The 18563-nt window shown below is 64.3% G+C and carries 18 protein-coding genes; 12 read left to right on the top strand and 6 right to left on the bottom strand.

Going from position 1 to position 18563, the window contains the following annotated elements; all coding sequences use genetic code 11:
* Positions 1-10: 10 nt before the first annotated feature.
* Positions 11-880 (top strand): acyl-CoA thioesterase II, encoded by an 870-nt coding sequence (gene tesB / locus Q8O96_RS25980; protein WP_102865388.1) that lies wholly within the window; start codon positions 11-13, stop codon positions 878-880.
* On the top strand, positions 877-1470 hold the full coding sequence (locus Q8O96_RS25975) for an HAD family hydrolase (protein WP_102865389.1): 594 nt from the start codon (positions 877-879) through the stop codon (positions 1468-1470). Before tesB ends, Q8O96_RS25975 begins: the two co-directional genes overlap by 4 nt.
* Before the next feature lie 86 nt (positions 1471-1556).
* Here the strand turns inward: Q8O96_RS25975 and Q8O96_RS25970 are convergent, their stop codons facing one another.
* Together Q8O96_RS25970 and Q8O96_RS25965 are read right to left on the bottom strand one after the other, a co-directional pair.
* On the bottom strand, positions 1557-2528 hold the full coding sequence (locus tag Q8O96_RS25970; protein ID WP_305949709.1) for an alpha/beta hydrolase: 972 nt from the start codon (positions 2526-2528) through the stop codon (positions 1557-1559).
* A complete protein-coding gene (locus tag Q8O96_RS25965; RefSeq protein ID WP_305949708.1) occupies positions 2529-3425 on the bottom strand; it encodes a neutral zinc metallopeptidase in 897 nt (298 codons plus the stop codon). It abuts the gene before it with no gap.
* A 139-nt stretch (positions 3426-3564) separates the two neighbouring features.
* Here Q8O96_RS25965 and pcaQ point away from each other — a divergent pair, with 139 nt between their 5' ends.
* The 7 genes from pcaQ (at position 3565) to Q8O96_RS25930 (ending at position 10361) form a co-directional block, all read left to right on the top strand.
* Positions 3565-4494 carry a pca operon transcription factor PcaQ gene (gene pcaQ, locus Q8O96_RS25960; protein WP_102865392.1) on the top strand — a complete coding sequence of 310 codons (930 nt, stop codon included), beginning with the start codon at positions 3565-3567 and terminating at the stop codon, positions 4492-4494.
* Between the two features lie 103 nt (positions 4495-4597).
* Complete coding sequence (gene pcaH, locus Q8O96_RS25955) at positions 4598-5317, top strand: protocatechuate 3,4-dioxygenase subunit beta (protein WP_207166601.1); 720 nt, start codon at positions 4598-4600, stop codon at positions 5315-5317.
* A gap of 10 nt (positions 5318-5327) precedes the next feature.
* Complete coding sequence (gene pcaG, locus Q8O96_RS25950) at positions 5328-5933, top strand: protocatechuate 3,4-dioxygenase subunit alpha (RefSeq protein ID WP_102865394.1); 606 nt, start codon at positions 5328-5330, stop codon at positions 5931-5933.
* Positions 5934-6149: 216 nt separating this feature from the next.
* Entirely contained in the window at positions 6150-6929 is a 780-nt protein-coding gene (locus tag Q8O96_RS25945) for an IclR family transcriptional regulator (RefSeq protein ID WP_207166600.1), read from the top strand.
* A gap of 577 nt (positions 6930-7506) precedes the next feature.
* Positions 7507-8559: a Gfo/Idh/MocA family protein gene (locus Q8O96_RS25940; protein ID WP_207166599.1), complete on the top strand. Its 1053-nt coding sequence runs from the start codon at positions 7507-7509 to the stop codon at positions 8557-8559.
* 7 nt (positions 8560-8566) lie between these two features.
* Positions 8567-9382, top strand: coding sequence for a sugar phosphate isomerase/epimerase (locus tag Q8O96_RS25935; RefSeq protein ID WP_305949707.1), 816 nt, complete (start codon positions 8567-8569; stop codon positions 9380-9382).
* A gap of 100 nt (positions 9383-9482) precedes the next feature.
* Entirely contained in the window at positions 9483-10361 is an 879-nt protein-coding gene (locus Q8O96_RS25930; protein WP_305949706.1) for a DMT family transporter, read from the top strand.
* Between the two features lie 6 nt (positions 10362-10367).
* On the opposite strand, the gene Q8O96_RS25925 is transcribed toward Q8O96_RS25930, so the two are convergent.
* Positions 10368-11990: a methyl-accepting chemotaxis protein gene (locus Q8O96_RS25925; protein ID WP_305949705.1), complete on the bottom strand. Its 1623-nt coding sequence runs from the start codon at positions 11988-11990 to the stop codon at positions 10368-10370.
* 89 nt (positions 11991-12079) lie between these two features.
* Positions 12080-13414, bottom strand: a complete 1335-nt coding sequence (locus Q8O96_RS25920; protein ID WP_102882294.1) for an MFS transporter — start codon at positions 13412-13414, stop codon at positions 12080-12082.
* Between the two features lie 527 nt (positions 13415-13941).
* Here Q8O96_RS25920 and quiC point away from each other — a divergent pair.
* From quiC to Q8O96_RS25905, 3 genes are all read left to right on the top strand, one after another.
* Positions 13942-15852, top strand: a complete 1911-nt coding sequence (quiC, locus tag Q8O96_RS25915) for a 3-dehydroshikimate dehydratase QuiC (RefSeq protein WP_102865401.1) — start codon at positions 13942-13944, stop codon at positions 15850-15852.
* Positions 15853-15956: 104 nt separating this feature from the next.
* On the top strand, positions 15957-16634 hold the full coding sequence (locus Q8O96_RS25910) for a TetR family transcriptional regulator (RefSeq protein ID WP_115580991.1): 678 nt from the start codon (positions 15957-15959) through the stop codon (positions 16632-16634).
* A 115-nt stretch (positions 16635-16749) separates the two neighbouring features.
* Positions 16750-16974, top strand: a complete 225-nt coding sequence (locus Q8O96_RS25905) for a hypothetical protein (RefSeq protein WP_102865403.1) — start codon at positions 16750-16752, stop codon at positions 16972-16974.
* 121 nt (positions 16975-17095) lie between these two features.
* Here Q8O96_RS25905 and Q8O96_RS25900 read toward each other — a convergent pair whose 3' ends face one another.
* Both Q8O96_RS25900 and aroQ read right to left on the bottom strand, forming a co-directional pair.
* On the bottom strand, positions 17096-17950 hold the full coding sequence (locus Q8O96_RS25900) for a shikimate dehydrogenase (RefSeq protein ID WP_115580990.1): 855 nt from the start codon (positions 17948-17950) through the stop codon (positions 17096-17098).
* Positions 17947-18396: a type II 3-dehydroquinate dehydratase gene (gene aroQ, locus Q8O96_RS25895; RefSeq protein ID WP_102865405.1), complete on the bottom strand. Its 450-nt coding sequence runs from the start codon at positions 18394-18396 to the stop codon at positions 17947-17949. The genes Q8O96_RS25900 and aroQ overlap by 4 nt, the downstream gene beginning before the upstream one ends.
* Between the last annotated feature and the right edge of the window lie 167 nt (positions 18397-18563).

The following is an 18563-nucleotide window of genomic DNA, read 5'->3' as shown; positions in this document are numbered from 1 at the left end:
GAGAGTCTGAATGAGTCATGTGCTGGATGATCTGGTCGATCTGTTGACCCTGGAAGCCATTGAAGAAAACCTGTTTCGCGGTCGCAGCCAGGACCTGGGTTTTCGCCAGCTGTTTGGCGGCCAGGTGCTCGGCCAGTCGTTGTCCGCGGCCAGTCAGACGGTAGAGGAAGCACGCCACGTGCATTCCATGCACGGCTACTTCCTGCGTCCCGGCGACGCCGCCTTGCCAGTGGTCTACCAGGTGGATCGGGTGCGCGACGGTGGCAGCTTCAGCACCCGGCGGGTGACGGCGATTCAGAAGGGCAACCCGATCTTCACCTGCAGTGCTTCCTTCCAGTACGACGAAGAAGGCTTCGAGCACCAGAACAGCATGCCCCAGGTGGTCGGGCCGGAGAACCTGCCGTCGGAACTGGAAATCACCACCCAGCGTGCGCACCTGATTCCCGAGCACATGCGCGAGAAGCTGCTGTGCCCCAAGCCCATCGAAGTGCGCCCGGTGACCGAGAAGGACCCGTACAACCCGCAGCCGATGGACCCGGTGAAGTACGTCTGGTTCCGCGCCGACGGCGCCCTGGCGGACATCCCGGCCCTGCACAAGTACCTGCTGGCCTACGCGTCGGACTTCGGCTTGCTGACCACCTCGATGCTGCCTCATGGCAAGTCGGTGTGGCAGAAGGACATGCAGGTCGCCAGCCTCGATCACGCCCTGTGGTTCCACGCCGACCTGCGGGCCGACGACTGGCTGCTGTACGCCATGGACAGCCCCTGGGCCGGTAACTCCCGGGGCTTCTCCCGGGGCAGCGTGTTCAACCGTGCCGGTCAACTGGTAGCCTCGGTGACTCAGGAAGGGTTGATCCGTCATCGCAAGGATTGGGCATGAGTCTTTCAGACATAGAACATTGGGTGTTCGACATGGACGGCACCCTGACCATCGCCGTGCATGATTTCGCGGCGATCCGCCAGGCGCTGTCGATTCCTCCGGAGGACGACATCCTCACTCACCTGGCGGCCTTGCCGGCAGAGGAGTCTGCGGCCAAGCACGCCTGGCTGCTGGAGCACGAGCGCGACCTGGCCCTGGGTTCGCGCCCGGCGCCGGGTGCGGTGGAACTGGTGCGGGAACTGGCCGGACGCGGTTATCGCCTGGGCATCCTCACCCGCAATGCCCGGGAGCTGGCCCACGTGACCCTGGAGGCCATCGGCCTGGCGGACTGCTTTGCCGAAGCTGATGTGCTGGGGCGCGATGAGGCCCCGCCCAAACCCCATCCCGGTGGTTTGCTGAAACTGGCCGAGGCTTGGGATGTGGCGCCGCAGCGCATGGTCATGGTCGGTGACTACCGCTTCGACCTGGACTGCGGGCGTGCCGCGGGAACGCGCACGGTGCTGGTGAACCTGCCGGACAACCCCTGGCCGGAGCTGACCGACTGGCATGCCCGGGATTGCGCGCAGTTACGCGAACTGCTGTCGGCCTGAGGGCCTGTTCGCTGATAAGTCGGTTCTTACCCGTCCCGTAGGAACCGCCTTGCCGGCGAAAGCGCCATTTCAGACAGCGCCTTTCTCTACTTGAACAGCGCCGCCTGCCCTGCGGGGGAGGTGAACATCTTGTCGCCGTCATGCCCGACCCCGGGCACTTCCACCAGCCGTTGTGGCAAGCCTTGCGGGTGACGCCGCATCAGGTAGTCGAAGTAGTTGTGCCCGCGAATCAGCCGGTAGGCGCCCTGGGTCTCGGCCGCGCAGCTCTTGTCCAGGGCCGGGTGGTTGGGGTCGATGTCCTGCTGGCCCAGCAGGTAGGTGATGTGGCGTATCACGTAGCCTTGTTCGAGCTGCGCCGGGGATGGGGCGCTGGCATAGGCCGGGAGCCGGTTCAGGCCATATTTCCAGTCGTTGAACCCCGGGCAACTGGCCGGCTCGAAAGCCACCGGGCGCGTTGCATCGAAGTAGGCGTAGGACGACGGATTGGCGATCACGTAGCGCAGTTCGATTCCGGACTGCTTCAGCTCGGCATGTTGCCCTGTGGTCAGGGCATAGCGCTGCACCACCTGGGCGCCGCCGGAGTGGCCGGCAATCACCACTTCCTTGAGTGCAGGAAAGAACTGGCGGTCCTGCAGACGCTGGAGGACGGCATCCAGTACCGCGTAGGAGCTGATGGCCACGGGGCCGGCAGCAGGTTCGCCGGCCATCCAGTCATTACCTTTCCAGCGCAGTAGCGCGTCCGGTAGCTGATGGCGGGCGATGTCACTCTGGTTGAGAAACTGGGGGGCAATCACCAGGGTTGCGGCGCTTTGCCCTGCTTGTCGTGAAGCACTTTCGCCGCTCTTGAGGTAAGTCTGGGCGTTGCGCAGCCGACCGTGAACCATGATCAGCGCGCGCTGCACCCCAGGCAGTGGCTGGCGCCAGTCCTGGCTCAGGCCCAGGGCCAGTTGCCCGCCCTCCAGGGGCAGGCGTTCGGGGCTGACGACCTTGACTGTGTGTTCCGCGGCCTGGGCGCCCAGGCAGCCCAGGCACAGTAATGCCGCCAGCAGTCGGCCCATCTACAGGCTCTTGGCGGCGAAGGTGTCGCACTGGCCAACCTGGCCCTGGCTGAAGCCGGTCTTGAACCAGCGCACCCGTTGCGCCGAGGTGCCGTGGGTGAAGGAGTCCGGTACGACCCGGCCCTGGCCCTGTTGCTGCAGTCGGTCGTCACCGATGGCATTGGCAGCGTTCAGGGCTTCTTCCACATCCCCGGGCTCCAGCCAGTTCAGGCGCTTCTGCCCATGGTAGGCCCAGACCCCAGCCAGACAGTCGGCCTGCAATTCCTGGCGCACCAGTAGACCGCCGTCACCTTCCATTTGCCGGCCTTGCTGGCGTGCGGCCTGCATTTTCGCCGAGACCCCCAGCAGGGTCTGTACGTGGTGCCCGACTTCATGGGCAATCACGTAGGCCTGGGCGAAGTCGCCGGCAGCGGAAAAGCGCTGGGCCATCTCGCGGAAGAAGTCCATGTCCAGGTACACCTGCTGATCGGCAGGGCAATAGAAGGGGCCGCTGGCAGAGGTGGCGGAGCCGCAGGCGGAGTTGACCCGGCCACGGAACAGAATCAGCTTGGGCGCCTGATACTGGCGGCCGGCCTGCTGGAAGATCTGGCCCCAGGTGTCTTCGGTGTCGCCGAGGATGGCGCGGACGAACTCCGCCTGCTCGTCATTGGCCGGTGGGCTCTTGCGCGCCTGGGTGGTAGCCGGGGCCGAAGTCTGGCCGCTCTGGCCCACCAGTTGACCGAGGATCTGCAGCGGGTCCTGGCCGGTGGCCCAGCCGATACCGACGATCAGGATGATCGCCGTCAGGCTCAGCCCCTTGCCACCGCCAAAACGCAGGCCGCCGCCACCACCGCCGCCACCGCTGTCATTTCGCGCATCCACGACGTTGTCGCTGCGTCGGCCTTTTTTCCAAAGCATGGGGGAGTCCTCGTTTTTTCTGCTGGTCAGTGTTGCTGCTGGCAGGCAGCGGCGCCAGTCCGGTCGTCAGGGATTTTTGCGCACGCTACCATGGCCCGATCGCGGATCTCTCCGCTCCTGGCGCATTCGGGGCTTCCTATTGAACATCGATACCCGCATCAAATTCCGTCACTTGGTGTGTTTTCTTGAAATGGCCCGCCAAGGCAGCCTGGCGCGGGCCGCCGACGTGCTGTCGGTGAGCCAGCCGGCAATGTCGAAAACCCTCAAGGAACTGGAGGAGCTGCTGGACACTCGGCTGTTTGCCAGGAGCAAGGCCGGGCTCAGCCTGACCGAAGCCGGGCGAGCCTTCCTGCGCTATGCAGGGCCTTCGGTGCAGGCCCTGCGCGAAGGCGTCAGCAGTTTGCGCGGCGGCGAATACGCCGCCGGGCTGGTGCGCATCGGCGTGTTGTCCACGGTGGAAAGCCTGCTGCTGCCGGAGGTGATGCGGCGCCTGCACCAGCGGCATTCGGCGTTGACCGTGAGTGTGCTGACCGGCCCCAGCGCTCATCTGCTTTCGCAACTGCGAGTCGGTGACCTGGATCTGGTGGTTGGCCGCATGACCGAGAGTCCGGAGATCCACGGCCTGAGCTTCGAGCACCTGTACAGCGAATCCATGACCCTGGTGGCCCGCCCCGAGCATCCCCTGGCGGCCGGGCCCCTGGATCGCGATGCGCTCAGCGCCTATCCGCTGGTACTGCCCCTGGCTGGCACCAGCATTCGCAAGCACGCCGACAGCCTGTTCATTCAGTGCGGTATCGCCCAGTCGCAACAACGCCTGGAAACCCTGTCGGTGGCCCTGAGCCGGCGCTACACCCTGTCCAGCGATGCGCTGTGGATAGCGCCACTGGATGCGGTGCGCCTGGATCTGGCCAATGGCGAGTTGCAGGAGCTGGATCTGGGCCTGCGCGAGCCCGGCGGTTCGGTGGGTATCTCCAGCAATGCCAGCCTGCCGCTGTCCCTGGCGGCGCAATGGGCGGTGGACGTGCTCAGGGAAGTGGGGCGGGCCTATCACGAGGGCAGTTATCCATAACCTTTTGGTTATGGATGGCGGGCGGCTTTTCAATTTTCCCCACTCCTGGTTTGTTTGAAACTGCGCCGGCTGCGCTCCATAAATCAAACAACAGGAGATCGACATGTCTGATGCAGACAACAGTCGCTTCGTGATTCGCGACCGTAATTGGCACCCCAAGGCCCTGACCCCCGACTACAAGACCTCCGTCGCCCGCTCGCCGCGCCAGGCACTGGTGAGCATTCCGCAATCGGCCAGTGAAACCAGCGGCCCGGACTTCTCCCACTTGCGCACCGGGCGTTTTGATAACGACTTGCTGCTCAACTTCAACCACGGCGGCTTGCCGATCGGGGAGCGGATCATCGTTTCCGGGCGAGTCTGCGATCAATACGGCAAGCCGATCCCCCACACCCTGGTGGAGATGTGGCAGGCCAACGCCGGTGGCCGCTACCGGCACAAGAACGACCGCTACCTGGCGCCCCTTGATCCGAACTTCGGCGGCGTCGGCCGAGCCCTCACCGACCGTGACGGCTACTACAGCTTCCGCACCATCAAGCCCGGGCCTTACCCATGGCGCAACGGTCCCAACGACTGGCGTCCGGCGCATATCCACTTCTCCATCAGCGGCCCGTCGATTGCCACGCGGCTGATCACCCAGCTGTATTTCGAAGGCGACCCGTTGATCCCGCTGTGCCCGATCGTCAAGTCCATCGCCAACCCGGACGCGGTGCAGAGTCTGATCGCGCGCCTGGACATGGGCAGCGCCAACCCCATGGATTGCCTGGCCTACCGCTTCGACATCGTGCTGCGCGGCCAGCGCAAGACCCACTTCGAAAACTGCTGAGGAGCCTGCCATGCCTGTTCAATTGCTGCCTGAAACCCCCTCGCAAACGGCCGGCCCCTATGTGCACATCGGCCTGGCCCTGGCGGCGGCGGGAAATCCGACCCGTCCCGAGGAGATCTGGAACCAGATGGCCAAGCCCGATGCGCCGGGCGAGCGGATTCTGCTGATCGGCCATGTGTACGACGGCAACGGCCACCTGGTGCGCGACTCCTTCCTGGAGTTCTGGCAGGCCGATTCTGCCGGGGTCTACGACCCGGTGTTCGACACGGAAAAGCCCTTCAACTGCTTTGGCCGCACCGCCACCACCTTCGATGCCGGGGAATGGACCCTCCATACCGTCAAGCCCGGGGTGGTGAACAACGCCGCCGGCGTGCCGATGGCACCGCACATCAACCTGTCGCTGTTTGCCCGGGGCATCAACATCCACCTGCATACCCGGCTGTACTTTGCCGACGAGCCGGAGGCTAACGCCCAGTGCCCGGTGTTGAACCTGATCGAGCAGCCGCAACGTCGGGAAACCCTGCTGGCCCACCCCTGTGAAGTGAACGGCCAGCGCGCCTACCGCTTCGATATCCGCATTCAGGGTGAGGGCGAGACGGTGTTCTTCGATTTTTGACCCAGCGTCCCGCCACCGATGGCAAGTTTCGGTCCTGACTGGTTTATGGAAGGTTGTTCCAAAAAATAGCCGGGCTCGGCTAATCTGCGCACAAGACGTTGTGCCGGGCCCCAAGGTCCGGCCTCGTCGCTTCTGGGCGGTCATCGAACCCTGCCGCGCAGTTCCCCAACCGGCCCGTTGTCACTAGAATCGGCCAAATTTTGTCGGGACCCGACCATGGCTGGCAGTCAAATCGAACGCGTCTTCAGCGTTCTCGAACGTCTTACCGGTGATCCCCGCGGCCTGCCGTTGCAGACCCTGGCGGAACAACTGGAGATCCCCAAAAGTGCAACCCATCGCCTGCTGGCGGAGTTGATTCGCCTGGGCTACGTGCGCCAGAACCCGGACAACCTGCGTTACCAGCTGTCCACCCGGCTGGTGGCCATGGGCTTTCGCTACCTTGCGGTCAGCGGTGCCGACATTGTCCAGCCGGTACTCGATCGTCTGGCCCAGGAGTCCGGCGAGCTGGTACGCCTGGGGGTGATCGAAGGCGAGCGCCAGACCTGGATCGCCAAGTCCCAGGGCGCCCGTTCCGGCCTGCGCTACGATCCGGACATGGGCCGCGAGGCGCCGCTGTTCTACACCGCTTCCGGGCATGCCTGGCTGGCCACGCTGAGTGACGCCGAGGCGTTGTCGCTGGTGGAACGCCAGGGTGTGGAGCCCCCGGCGGACCTGGGGCCCAATGCACCGCGCTCGAACATCGAGTTGCTGGAGCGCCTGCGTCTGGCCCGCGAGCAGGGCTATGCCTGGGTCGAAGAAAGCTCGGCGGTCGGCACCTCGGCGATTGCCGCGGTGGTGCGCCATCCCATCGATGGCCGGGTGGTGGGGGTGCTCAGCATCGCCGGTCCCAGCGCGCGCCTACCGTTGGCGCGGCTGCATGAACTGGCGCCGTTGCTGCTGCGATTTGCCGAAGAGCTGTCGGCCGCCAGCCAGGCTTCCGAACTGTTCAACCTGTAGCCGCTGCCGAGCCTGCGAGGCTGCGCAAAGGCCCGCAGGGCCTTGCCTGGCGATCTACCGTCGAGCAGGTAGTGGCCTTGATATCTCCGCGTCTGTTGCACAGCCGTTCGCAGCCTGCGGCAGCGGCTACAAAGGCTTCGGTATGGCCTTGTCCTCTGTAGCCGCTGCCGAGCCTGCGAGGCTGCGCAAAGGCCCGCAGGGCCTTGCCTGGCGATCTACCGTCGAGCAGGTAGTGGTCTTGATACCGCCGCGTCTGTTGCACAGCCGTTCGCAGCCTGCGGCAGCGGCTACATAGGCTTCGGTATGCCCTCTGTAGCCGCTGCCGAGCCTGCGAGGCTGCGCAAAGGCCCGCAGGGCCTTGCTTGGCGATCTACCGTCGAGCAGGTGGTGGCCTTGATACCGCCGCGTCTGTTGCACAGCCGTTCGCAGCCTGCGGCAGCGGCTACACGAGCCTCGGCTCGGCACAAAGCCGTTCGATAATCGGACGGTATTTTTTATCCCTCTTGTATGAAAATGGAACTGAGTTCTAAATATTTGGAATTCATTGTCCCTATAACAATCACAAGAGGATCTTCCATTGAACCCGCCACTGCGCATTGCCCTGATCGGCGTCGGCAACATGGGGCAGCAGCACTACCAGCACCTCAAGACCCTGGCCGAGGCCCGGCTGTGCGCCGTGGCCGATCCCGGACCCCAGGCGCAAGCCATTGCCGGGCAATGGCAGGTGCCGCATTTCAGCGATCACCGGACCTTGCTCAAGGACGTGCGCCCGGATGCGGTGATTGTCGCCAATCCCAACAACCTCCACGTCAGCACGGCCCTGGATTGCCTGGCCGCAGGCGTGCCGGTGCTGCTGGAAAAACCCGTGGGTGTGCACCTGGATGAAGTGCGCGAGCTGGTGGCGGCATCGCGCAACACGGGCGTGCCGGTGCTGGTGGGCCACCATCGACGACACAACCCGTTGATCGCCCGTGCCCATGAACTGGTGCACAGCGGCGCCTTGGGTCGCCTGACCAACGTCACCGCGCTCTGGCAGTTGCGCAAACCCGAGAGCTACTTCGATATTCCCTGGCGCCGCGAGGCCGGGGCCGGCATGTTGCTGACCAACCTGATCCACGACCTGGACCTGTTGCGCCACCTGTGTGGCGAAGTGCGACAAGTGCAGGCCATCACCAGCAACAGCGTGCGCGGCTACGCCAACGAAGATTGCGCCGCGGTGCTGTTGCAGTTCGACAACGGCGCCCTGGGCAGCCTGACCGGTTCCGATGCCGCGGCCGCGCCCTGGAGCTGGGAGCTGGATGCCGGGGAGAACCCGGTGTACCCGCGCCAGGCCGATCAGCCTTGCTACCTGCTGGCCGGCACCGAGGGCGCGCTGAGCATTCCCCAGCTCAAGCGCTGGCATTACGCCGAAGCCGGGGAGGGTTGGCATCAACCCTTACTGATGCAGCAGGAAGCCTTTGATCCGGGCGAGGCCCTGCGCTTGCAATTGCTGCACTTCGTCCAAGTCGCCCGCGGCGAAGTCGCGCCCCTGGTCAGTGCCGCCGATGCCGCGCGCACCCTGGCGCTGGTTGAAGCGATTCGCCAGGCCGCGGCCACGGGTCGCGCCTGCACCCCCACCCCGATTGAGTGAACGACTGATGAGTGAGCGGATTTTTTCCCTGGCCAGCCTGACCGTGCTGGAGCTATCGCCACCGGAGATGGTGGAGGTGGCGGCCCGGGCCGGCTACAGCCATGTCGGCCTGCGCCTGGAACCGGCGACCCCGGAGGAGCATCACTTCCCGCTGGTGGCGGATGCCGGCTTGCGTCGCCAGACCCTGGCGCGCCTGCGCGATAGCGGCGTGCGGGTGCTGGATGTGGAGATCCTGCGGCTCAAGCCGCAGACCCGGGTGGGGGACTTCGAAGCGCTGCTGGCGGTGGGCGCCGAGTTCGCCGCCAGCGAGTTGCTGGTGGCGGGCAATGACCCGGACGAGGCGCGCATGACCGACAACTTCGCCGCCCTGTGCGATCTGGCGCGGCAGTACGGGTTGCACCCGCACCTGGAGTTCATGCCCTGGACCGACGCGCGCAACCTGGAGCAGGCCGTGCGGGTGGTGGAAAACGCCGGTCGTGACAATGGCTGCATCCTGGTGGACGCCTTCCATTTCGACCGTTCGGGTTCGCGTCTGGCGGACCTGGCCAAGGTCGCTCCGGCGCGCCTGCGTTACGCGCAGTTGTGCGACGTGGCCGGGCCGCGTCCGGACGACATGCAGGAGATCCTGCGCCAGGCCCGTAACGAACGGCGTTTTCCGGGGCAGGGCGATTGTGATCTGGCGGGGTTGCTCAAGTGTCTGCCGCCGGAGTTGCCCCTGAGTCTGGAAATTCCCACGGTGCAATTGCTCGAACAGGGCGTGAGTGCCTTGCAGCGGGCACAGATGGCGCTGGATGCAACTCGCGCGCTGCTGGCCAGGACCTGAGTCGGCGGGAGGGCTTTCGCCGGCCAGCGGGTTCCTGCGCCTATCCGCTCGGTGCCGGCTGGCCGCGAAGCCGTGTCTTCAATCACCCCAAGGAATGCCCATGACCCGCAGCACGCCCCTTTCCGGGATCAATCAGCCTTTCAAGGGCATCCTGCTGATCGTCCTGGCGACCTTTCTGTTCGCCAGCCACGATGCCCTGTCCAAATACCTCTCGGGGTTCTTCCCGGTGATCATGGTGGTTTGGGCCCGATACCTGGTCCATACCTTGCTGATGGCCGGGATCTTCCTGCCGCAATCCGGCCTGCGGGTGCTGCGCAGCAAGCGACCGCTGCTGCAAGTGCTGCGGGCCTTGTGCCTGCTCAGCACCAGCTTGCTGTTCACCTCGGCACTGCTGTTCATTCCCCTGGCCGAGGCCACGGCGGTCAACTTTCTCGCGCCGGTGCTGGTCACCGCGTTGTCGGTGCTCTTGCTCGGCGAGCAGGTGACCCGAGGCCAGTGGCTGGCGGTGATCTGCGGTTTTGTCGGGGTGCTGATCATCGTCCACCCGGGCGGTGAACTCTTCACGCCGGCGGTGTTGCTGCCGTTCTGCTCGGCGCTGTTCTTCTGCTTCTATCAGTTGCTGACGCGCAAGCTGGCCGAGCATGACAGCCCCACCACCAGCAACTTCTTCGCCGGGCTGTGCAACACCCTGGTGATGAGTGCGCTGGTGCCGTTCTTCTGGCAGCCCCCGGGCTTTGTCCATGGCGTGCTGATGCTGGCGCTGGGGGCCTGTGGCATGTGCGCCCACCTGTTCCTGACCCAGGCCTTCCGTCACGCGGCGCCGGCGCTGCTGGCGCCGTTCGGCTATTGCCAGATTGTCTTTGCCGGGCTACTGGGCTGGCTGCTGTTCAACCACACGCCGGATGCGATTACCCAAGTGGGCATCGCCGTGATCTGCCTCAGCGGGCTGGCGGCGGCCTGGCAGCAACGCCGCCGCTGAGACGACTCAGAAGCGGAAGCGCACCACCAGGTTCTGCAGGCCGGCCGCCAGGTGCGACAGCTCCTGGCTGGTGGCGTTGGTGCGCGTGGCGGCGTCGGCGCTTTCCAGGGACAGGTCGCGGATGTTCAGCAGGTTGCGGTCCACTTCACGGGCCACCTGGGCCTGTTCTTCCGAGGCACTGGCGATCACCAGGTTGCGCTCGTGGATCTGCTCCATGGCCCGGGTGATTTGCCCCAGGGCCAGCCCGGCCTGTTCGGCGATGGACAGGGTCTGGGCCACCCGCTGACTGTTGCCGTGCATGGACTGCACCACGCTGTCGGTGTCGCCCTGGACCCGGCCGATCATCTGTTCGATTTCCTGGGTCGACTGCTGGGTGCGATGGGCCAGGGCCCGCACTTCGTCTGCCACTACGGCAAAACCACGCCCGGCTTCACCAGCCCGCGCGGCCTCGATGGCGGCGTTCAGGGCCAGCAGGTTGGTCTGTTCGGCAATGGCGCGGATCACGTCCAGCACCTTGCCGATTTCCCGTGACTGCTCGGCCAGGGTCTGCACTTGCTGCAAGGCGGTGCCGACATCGCTGCTCATGGCCTGGATCGAGTCCAGGGTCTCGATCACCCGGGCCTGCCCCTGGGTCGCCTGGGTGGTGGACTGGCGGGTGGTGTCGGAGGTGGACACCGCGTTGCGCGCCACTTCCTCGACGGCCGCGGTCATCTCGTTGACGGCGGTGGCGGCTTGCTCGATTTCGTTGTGTTGCTGCTGCAGGCGGCTGGAGTCCTGGTGGGTGCTCTGGCTCATCTGTTGCGCGGCGGCGGCCAGTTGGGTCGAGGTGCTGCTGATCAGTTGCAGGGTTTCACGCAGGCTCGCCTGCATGCTGGCCAGGGCCTTGAGCAGGCGCGCGGTTTCATCGCTGCCCTCGCTGTGGATCGGGCGGCTGAGATCGCCGGCGGCTACTTGTTCGGCCACGCCCACGGCCTGGCGGATGGGCACGACGATGCTGCGAATCAGCAGCCAGGCCAGGCACAGGGTCAGCAGGGCGACGGCGATCAGGGCGCCGATCACCGTGACTTTGACCTGGGTGTACAGCGCGTCTGCATGCTGGGCCGACTGGCTGACTTCCTCGGCGGTCATGTTCATCAGTTCGGCGAACTGGTCGCCGGTCTGGGTCGAGTAATCCTGGATCCTGCCGTTGAGCAGGGCCGTCATCTCGCTGCTGCGATTGTCCTGGGACAGGGCTTCGTACTGGGCCAGGGCCTGTTGGTAGCTCTTGACCGTGGCGAGGAATGTCTCGTACTGCACCCGGTTGTGATCGCCCACCAGCGGCGCGAACCTGGCCAGGGCCTGGTCGAGCCAGGCTTGCACCTGATGCAGGCGGGCAATGGTGCTTTCCAGCACTTTGGGTTCACGGTTGAGGGCCATGCGCAGGCTCAGCACGCGGATGCTCAGCACGTAGTCGCGCACTTCTCCCAGGTAGCGGGTGCTGGGCAGGGAAATGTTTTCGGTGTGCTGGCCGGTGGCGCGGACTTCGGCCACTTGCTTGAGGGCGAACAGCCCCTGCAGCAGGACCAGCAGGGCAATCACGCCGAAGCTGATCACGGCGCGTTTGGCGATGCTCAGGTTACCCAGCGTCATGGGACGATCTCCGAGTGTGGAAAAACAAAAGGGGGGAGGGTGGCGATAAAAAAAACGCAGGCCCTGGGCGGGCCTGCGTGAAAGGAGCATCAGTCTTCTACGTGAGGAATCTTGCGCGGGGCCATGAAGTACATCCAGGTCAGGGCGATGAAGTACATGGCCGGGATCAGGGTGAACAGCAGGGTGTAGTTGTTGTTGGTGACGGTGAGGATGTGGCCGACGATCTGGGTCATGAACATGCCGCCGATGGCCGCGCACATGCCGCCAAAGCCGAACACGGTGCTCATCATGTGCTTGGGCGTGTAGTCCATCACCAGGCTCCAGATGTTGGCGGTCCAGGCCTGGTGGGCACCGATCCCCAGGGAGATGGCGAACACGGCCAGCCACAGGTTGGCGGTGCCGGCGGCCATGATCACGCCGATGATGCAGCAGGCGAACAGGAACATCGACAGCAGCCGCGCCTTGATCGGGTTCATGCCGCGTCCGATCAGGAACGAGGAGAGGATGCCGCCACCGACGCTGCCGAAGTCGGCGGTCAGGTAGATGATGATCAGCGGGATGCCCATCTGGGTGACGTTGATTCCCAGGTTGTACTGCTGGTTGAGGAACGGCGGCAGCCAGTACAGGTAGAACCAGAACACCGGCGCGGTCAGCGAGTAGGCCAGGGCGAAGGCCCAGGTGCCGCGCATGCGCAGGATGCGGCTGAAGGGCACGCGGGTCGGCTCGGGTTCCACCTGTTGCTGGATATAGGCCAGTTCCGAGGCTTTGACGCTGGGGTGATCTTCCGGGTTGAAGTACTTCAGGCCCCAGAACAGCAGCCAGACGCCGCCCAGTGCCGCCATGCACAGGAACGCCGCTTGCCAGCCCCAGGCGTGGAGGATCAACGGCAGCAGCATGGGGGTGAACATAGCGCCGACGTTGGTCCCGGCGTTGAAGATGCCGGTGGCTACCGCGCGTTCGCCGGCCGGGAACCACAGGCGCGTGGTCTTCACGCAGGCCGGGTAGTTGGCGGCTTCAGTGAGCCCGAGAATGAAGCGGCAGACCATGAAGCCCGCCGCCGAAGTGGCCAGGCCATGAGCGCCGGTGGCCAGGCTCCAGAGCAGCACGGCGAAGAAGAACACCCGTTTCACGCCGACTCGGTCGATCAGGCGCCCTTGCAGCACGAAGCCCACGGCGTAACCGACCTGGAACCAGAAGTTGATATTGGCGTAGTCCATCGCCGTCCAGTTCATTTCCTTGGCCAGGATCGGCTGCATCACGCCCAGTGCGGCGCGATCGATGTAGTTCAGGGTGGTGGCGAAGAACACCAGGGCGAGCATGCCCCAGCGGGTCTTGCCGACGGCCATGGCGCCGCGGATCTTGTCGCCGATGCCGCCGGCAACACTGAGGCTCGGGGCGATGCGAGAGCTTTGGGAAGGAATCATATAGGCCATCCGTTCAGTGACTGACGAGCCAGGGCTCGTCGGAACTCAAGGGCGCGTGATCAATCGTCAGCGAGGGCATGAGCGCCAGGGACTGGGTGATTGATCGGCTGGTTTGGTTCGTCGAGCCGTTGATTGCGGGCCGGCGAACGCCATCGGTACGACGATCCGCTCAGGGCAGTAGCGGGTCGTGATCCAGGGTGCCGATTGAGGCCGTTCCAGGCGCGAGCCAAAGGGATGAGCAGCAGGGCGGGGCGTTGAGTGCAAGCATGAGGATGTACCCGATTTTTAAAATTTTTATGGTGTGTTCTGGGTCTGGGTGATTGAAGCCACGGTTTCTTGGGGCGGCTCAATGTGCTGTCGATGGTGCGCAGTGGCTGAAAAATCGTCAATTCGCCAAGCGGCTTTTTGTTCGATAATCGAACACAAAACTAACTGGTTCGTACACTTTAAATCATGCTGTGGAATAATCCGCAACATCGAATAAAAGGCTCGGGTGCCACCGGCCGTCATCCCCCGGGAGTTCAATCATGCAGCGTTCCATTGCCACCGTTTCCTTGAGCGGCACCCTGCCGGAAAAACTCGAAGCCATCGCCGCCGCCGGCTTCGATGGGGTGGAGATTTTCGAGAACGACCTTCTCTATTACGACGGTAGCCCTCGGGAAATCAGGCAGATGTGCGCCGACCTGGGGATCGCCATCACCCTGTTCCAGCCATTCCGGGATTTCGAGGGCTGCCGTCGCGATCGCCTGTCGCGCAACCTGGAACGTGCCGAACGCAAGTTCGACTTGATGCAGGAGCTGGGCACCGACCTGGTGCTGGTGTGCAGCAACGCCCAGGCCGACAGCCTCGGGGACCGGCAGATTCTCATCGATGATTTGCACCTGTTGGCCGAACGGGCCGCACTGCGTGGCTTGCGCATCGGCTACGAAGCCCTGGCCTGGGGCCGTCACGTGAACACCTATCAACAGGTCTGGGACATCGTGCGCAGCGCCGATCACCCCAACCTCGGAGTGTTGCTGGACAGCTTCCATACCCTGTCGCTCAAGGGCGACCCGACGGCGATTGCCGAGATTCCCGGGGACAAGATCTTCTTCGTGCAGATGGCCGATGCACCGATCCTGGCCATGGATGTACTGGAGTGGAGCCGGCATTTCCGCTGTTTTCCGGGCCAGGGCGAGTTCGATCTGCCGGGCTTTCTGGCGCCGATCATCAAGAGCGGCTACACCGGGCCGCTGTCCCTGGAAATCTTCAACGACGGCTTTCGCGCCGCGCCGCCGCGGGCCAATGCCGCCGACGGCTTGCGCTCCTTGCTGTACCTGGAGGAGAAGACCCGCGAGCGCCTGCTGCAGGAGGCGCAGCCGGTGGCCAACCTGGACACGCTGTTCGCCCCGCCAGCGGTTGAAGCCTATGGCGGCACCGAGTTCCTTGAGTTCGCGGTGGACGATGCCCTGGGCGCCAAGCTGGGGAGCTGGCTGGAACGCCTGGGTTTTGCCAAGGCTGGACAGCATCGCTCCAAGAACGTGAGCCTGATGCGCCAGGGCGATATCAACCTGATCCTCAACTCCGAGCCCTATTCCTTCGCCCACAGCTTCTTCGAGGCCCATGGCCCTTCGGTGTGTGCCACGGCCATCCGGGTCAAGGACAGCGCCAAGGCTCTGGAGCGGGCGGTGGCCTACAAGGGCCAGCCTTATCGCGGGCTTGTAGGCCCCAACGAGCTGGAACTGGCGGCGGTGCGCGAGCCCGATGGCAGCCTGATCTATCTGGTGGACCCGCAGCAGGGCGGCCAGCACCTGTACGACACCGACTTCAACATGCATGACGGTGTGCAGGCCAAGGGCGGCCTCAAGCGTATCGACCACATGGCCATGGCCCTGCCGGCGGACAGCCTCGACAGTTGGGCGCTGTTCTACAAGAGCCTGCTGGATTTCGAGGCCGATGATGAAGTGGTGCTGCCCGATCCTTATGGCCTGGTGAAAAGCCGCGCCCTGCGCAGCCGTTGCAGCTCGATCCGCTTGCCGCTGAACATCTCGGAGAACCGCAACACCGCGATTTCCCACGCACTGTCCAGTTATCGTGGTAGCGGGGTGCATCACATTGCCTTCGACTGCGACGACCTTTTTGCCGAGGTCAGCCGGGCCAAGCAGGCCGGAGTGCCGCTGCTGGATATTCCGCTCAATTACTACGATGACCTGGCGGCGCGTTTTGATTTCGACGACGAGTTTCTCAGCGAACTGGCCTACTACAACGTCCTGTATGACCGCGATGCCCAGGGCGGCGAGCTGTTTCACGTCTACACCGAACCGTTCGAGGGGCGGTTCTTCTTCGAGATCATCCAGCGCAAGAACGGCTACGCCGGCTATGGTGCGGCCAACGTTGCGGTGCGCCTGGCGGCCATGGCCAAGTCTCGCAGTGGCGCGGTGCGCCAGGCCAAGTTGTAGCGCATTGGTAACCGGAGGCGGTAATCCACCGCCTCTGTGCTTTCTTTCGCGACTGGACGCGGCCCATAATCGCCCGCGTGTTCAGTGATGGCCGTGAGCCCAGAATGACAATGACCAGTGAACGCTCGATTGCGTCCGATGAGCCTGCTCTCGAACCGCGCAAGAGTCGCAAGAACAACCCGGAAAAAACCCGCGAGAACATCCTTCAAGAAGCCATTGTCGAGTTCGTCCAGCAGGGACTTTCCGGTGCGCGGGTGGATGCGATCGCCGAGCGCATCCATACCTCCAAGCGCATGATCTATTACTACTTCGGCAGCAAGGAGCAGCTGTACGTCGAAGTCCTGGAAAAACTCTACGGCGATATCCGCAGCACCGAGAGCCGCCTGCATCTGGCCGAGCTGGCGCCGCGGGAGGCGATTCGCCGGCTGGTGGAGTTCACCTTCGACCACCACGACCGCAATGTCGATTTCGTGCGTATCGTCAGCATCGAGAACATCCACAAGGGCGAGTACGTCAAGCAGTCCGGCGTGATCAAGGCGATGAACAACACCATCCTCCATGCCCTGGGCGAGATCCTTGAGCGCGGTGCGCAGGAAGGCGTGTTCCGCAGCGGCCTGGACCCGCTGGACGTGCATTTGCTGATCAGCTCGTTCTGTTTCTATCGGGTGTCGAACCGTCATACCTTTGGCGAGATTTTCCAGATCGACCTGCCGGACGAAGCCATCAAGCAGCGGCACCGGGAAATGATCTGCGAATCGGTGCTGCGCTACCTGCAGGCCTGACCCGGAGCTTTAGGGCCGGGTTGGCTGGTCAGGCGCTGGCTTGCTGGCGAAAGCGTCCGTAAGATCGCCTCGCCACCCCGGCTCTCGCATCATCCCCCACGACAAGGAAGGCACCATGGGTAACCCCGTCCCAACGCTTAAAATCATCCTGATCCTGATGATCGTCGTTGACTCGTTCTGGTTCGGTGAGCGCCTGCTGTCCCTGACCGGTTTCAGCGTGTTCGACTGGCTGCCGAGCTCGCTGATCAATGTAGTGGGCCTGTTCGGCAGTCTGCTGATGATTCTCTTCAACGTGCTGTTGATCGGCCTGCTCGCGCGCCTGCAGCTCAAGCCCGAGTAAACGCAGTACCTGTAGCCGCTGCCGAAGGCTGCGAACGAGCCGCAGGCTCGCCAGCGTCCTGACGGATGCCGAGGCCCCTGCGGGGCCTGTCGCAACCTGCGGCAGCGGCTACAGGCGTATTTCAGCCATTCATGCTGTGGAAGTGCGCCAGCATGCGTTGCGGGTCGGCGCTCTGACCGCTGAACAGCTCGAACGCCTTGACCGCCTGGAACACCGCCATGGTGCCGCCGTCCAGGGTTCGGCAACCCAGGGCGCGGGCATTGCGCAGCAGCTCGGTTTCCAGTGGGAAGTAGACGATCTCGGCGACCCACAGCTCCGCCCGCAGCAGTTCCACCGGCACCGGCGTGCCCGGCAGCTTGGCCATGCCCATGGGCGTGGTGTTCACCAGGCCGTCGGCGCTCGCCAGGGTGCTGGGCAGGTCGGTGCCGGCCTTGGCCCGACCGGCGCCGAAATGCTGGTTGAGGTTGTCCGCCAGGCTCTGCGCCCGCTGGTTTTCCACATCGAAAATGCTCAGTTGCTCCACACCCTCACTGAGCAGGGCGTGGGCCACTGCCGCTCCGGCGCCGCCGGCCCCCATCTGCACCACGTGCCGTCTGGCCACGCCTTGCAGACCGCGCCGGAACCCTTCGGCAAACCCCAGGCAGTCGGTGTTGTGACCGACCCGTTTGCCGTCCTTGAGGACCACGGTGTTGACCGCGCCAATGCCGCGAGCTTCCGGGGACAGTTCGTCCAGTAGCGGCAAGATGCTCTGCTTGCAGGGAAAGGTGATGTTCAGGCCGGTGAAGTTCATCCGTTCGGCGGCGCTGAGCAGGTCGGGCAGGGCGCTGCTGTCGAGCCCCAGCTGGTCCAGATCGATCAGCCGGTACAGGTAGCGCAGGCGTTGCGCGTCGCCTTCGTGTTCATGCAGGGCCGGGGTGCGTGAAGCCTGGATGCCGGCGCCGATCAGTCCGGCGAGTACGCCTGTATGGCCTGTCATAGACCTTGCTCCTTGAACCGCAGGCTGAAGTGTTCCAGCGCCAGGCGATAGCCGTGGCTGCCAAAGCCACACATCACCGCCAGGGCAATACCCGAGACAAAGGAGTGATGGCGGAAGGGTTCGCGGGCGTGGACGTTGGACAGGTGCACTTCGATCACTGGCAGTTCACTGGCCACCAGCGCATCGCGGATCGCCACCGAGGTGTGGGTCCAGGCGGCGGGGTTGATCACGATGCCGGCGCAGCGCCCGCGGGCGGCGTGGATCCAGTCGAGCAATTCGCCTTCGTGGTTGGTCTGGCGAAACTCTACGGCCAGGCCCAGTTCCTCGGCGGCACGGCCGCACAAGGCCGAGACATCGGCCAGGGTTTCGTGGCCGTAAGTGGCAGGTTCACGGCTGCCGAGCAGGTTCAGGTTCGGGCCGTTAAGCACCAGAACGATAGGACGCATGGGGGTAGATCTCCGTTGTTATTGTCAGCCTCGGGAGCGGGTACGAGGCACTGGGGAGGTAAATTGTACTAACTGGTTAATTTGGTCAATTGATGGCCGAGAGCGGAACCCGGGAAGGCTGATTAAGTGTTCGATAACCGAACGCTGTTATGGGCGATGGCCGTGGC

The organism is Pseudomonas sp. LPH60, from assembly GCF_030718165.1.
Taxonomy (GTDB): Bacteria; Pseudomonadota; Gammaproteobacteria; order Pseudomonadales; family Pseudomonadaceae; genus Aquipseudomonas; species Aquipseudomonas danubii.
Note: the sequence above shows the minus strand (reverse complement) of the source record. Positions and strands in the feature narration are given on the sequence as shown.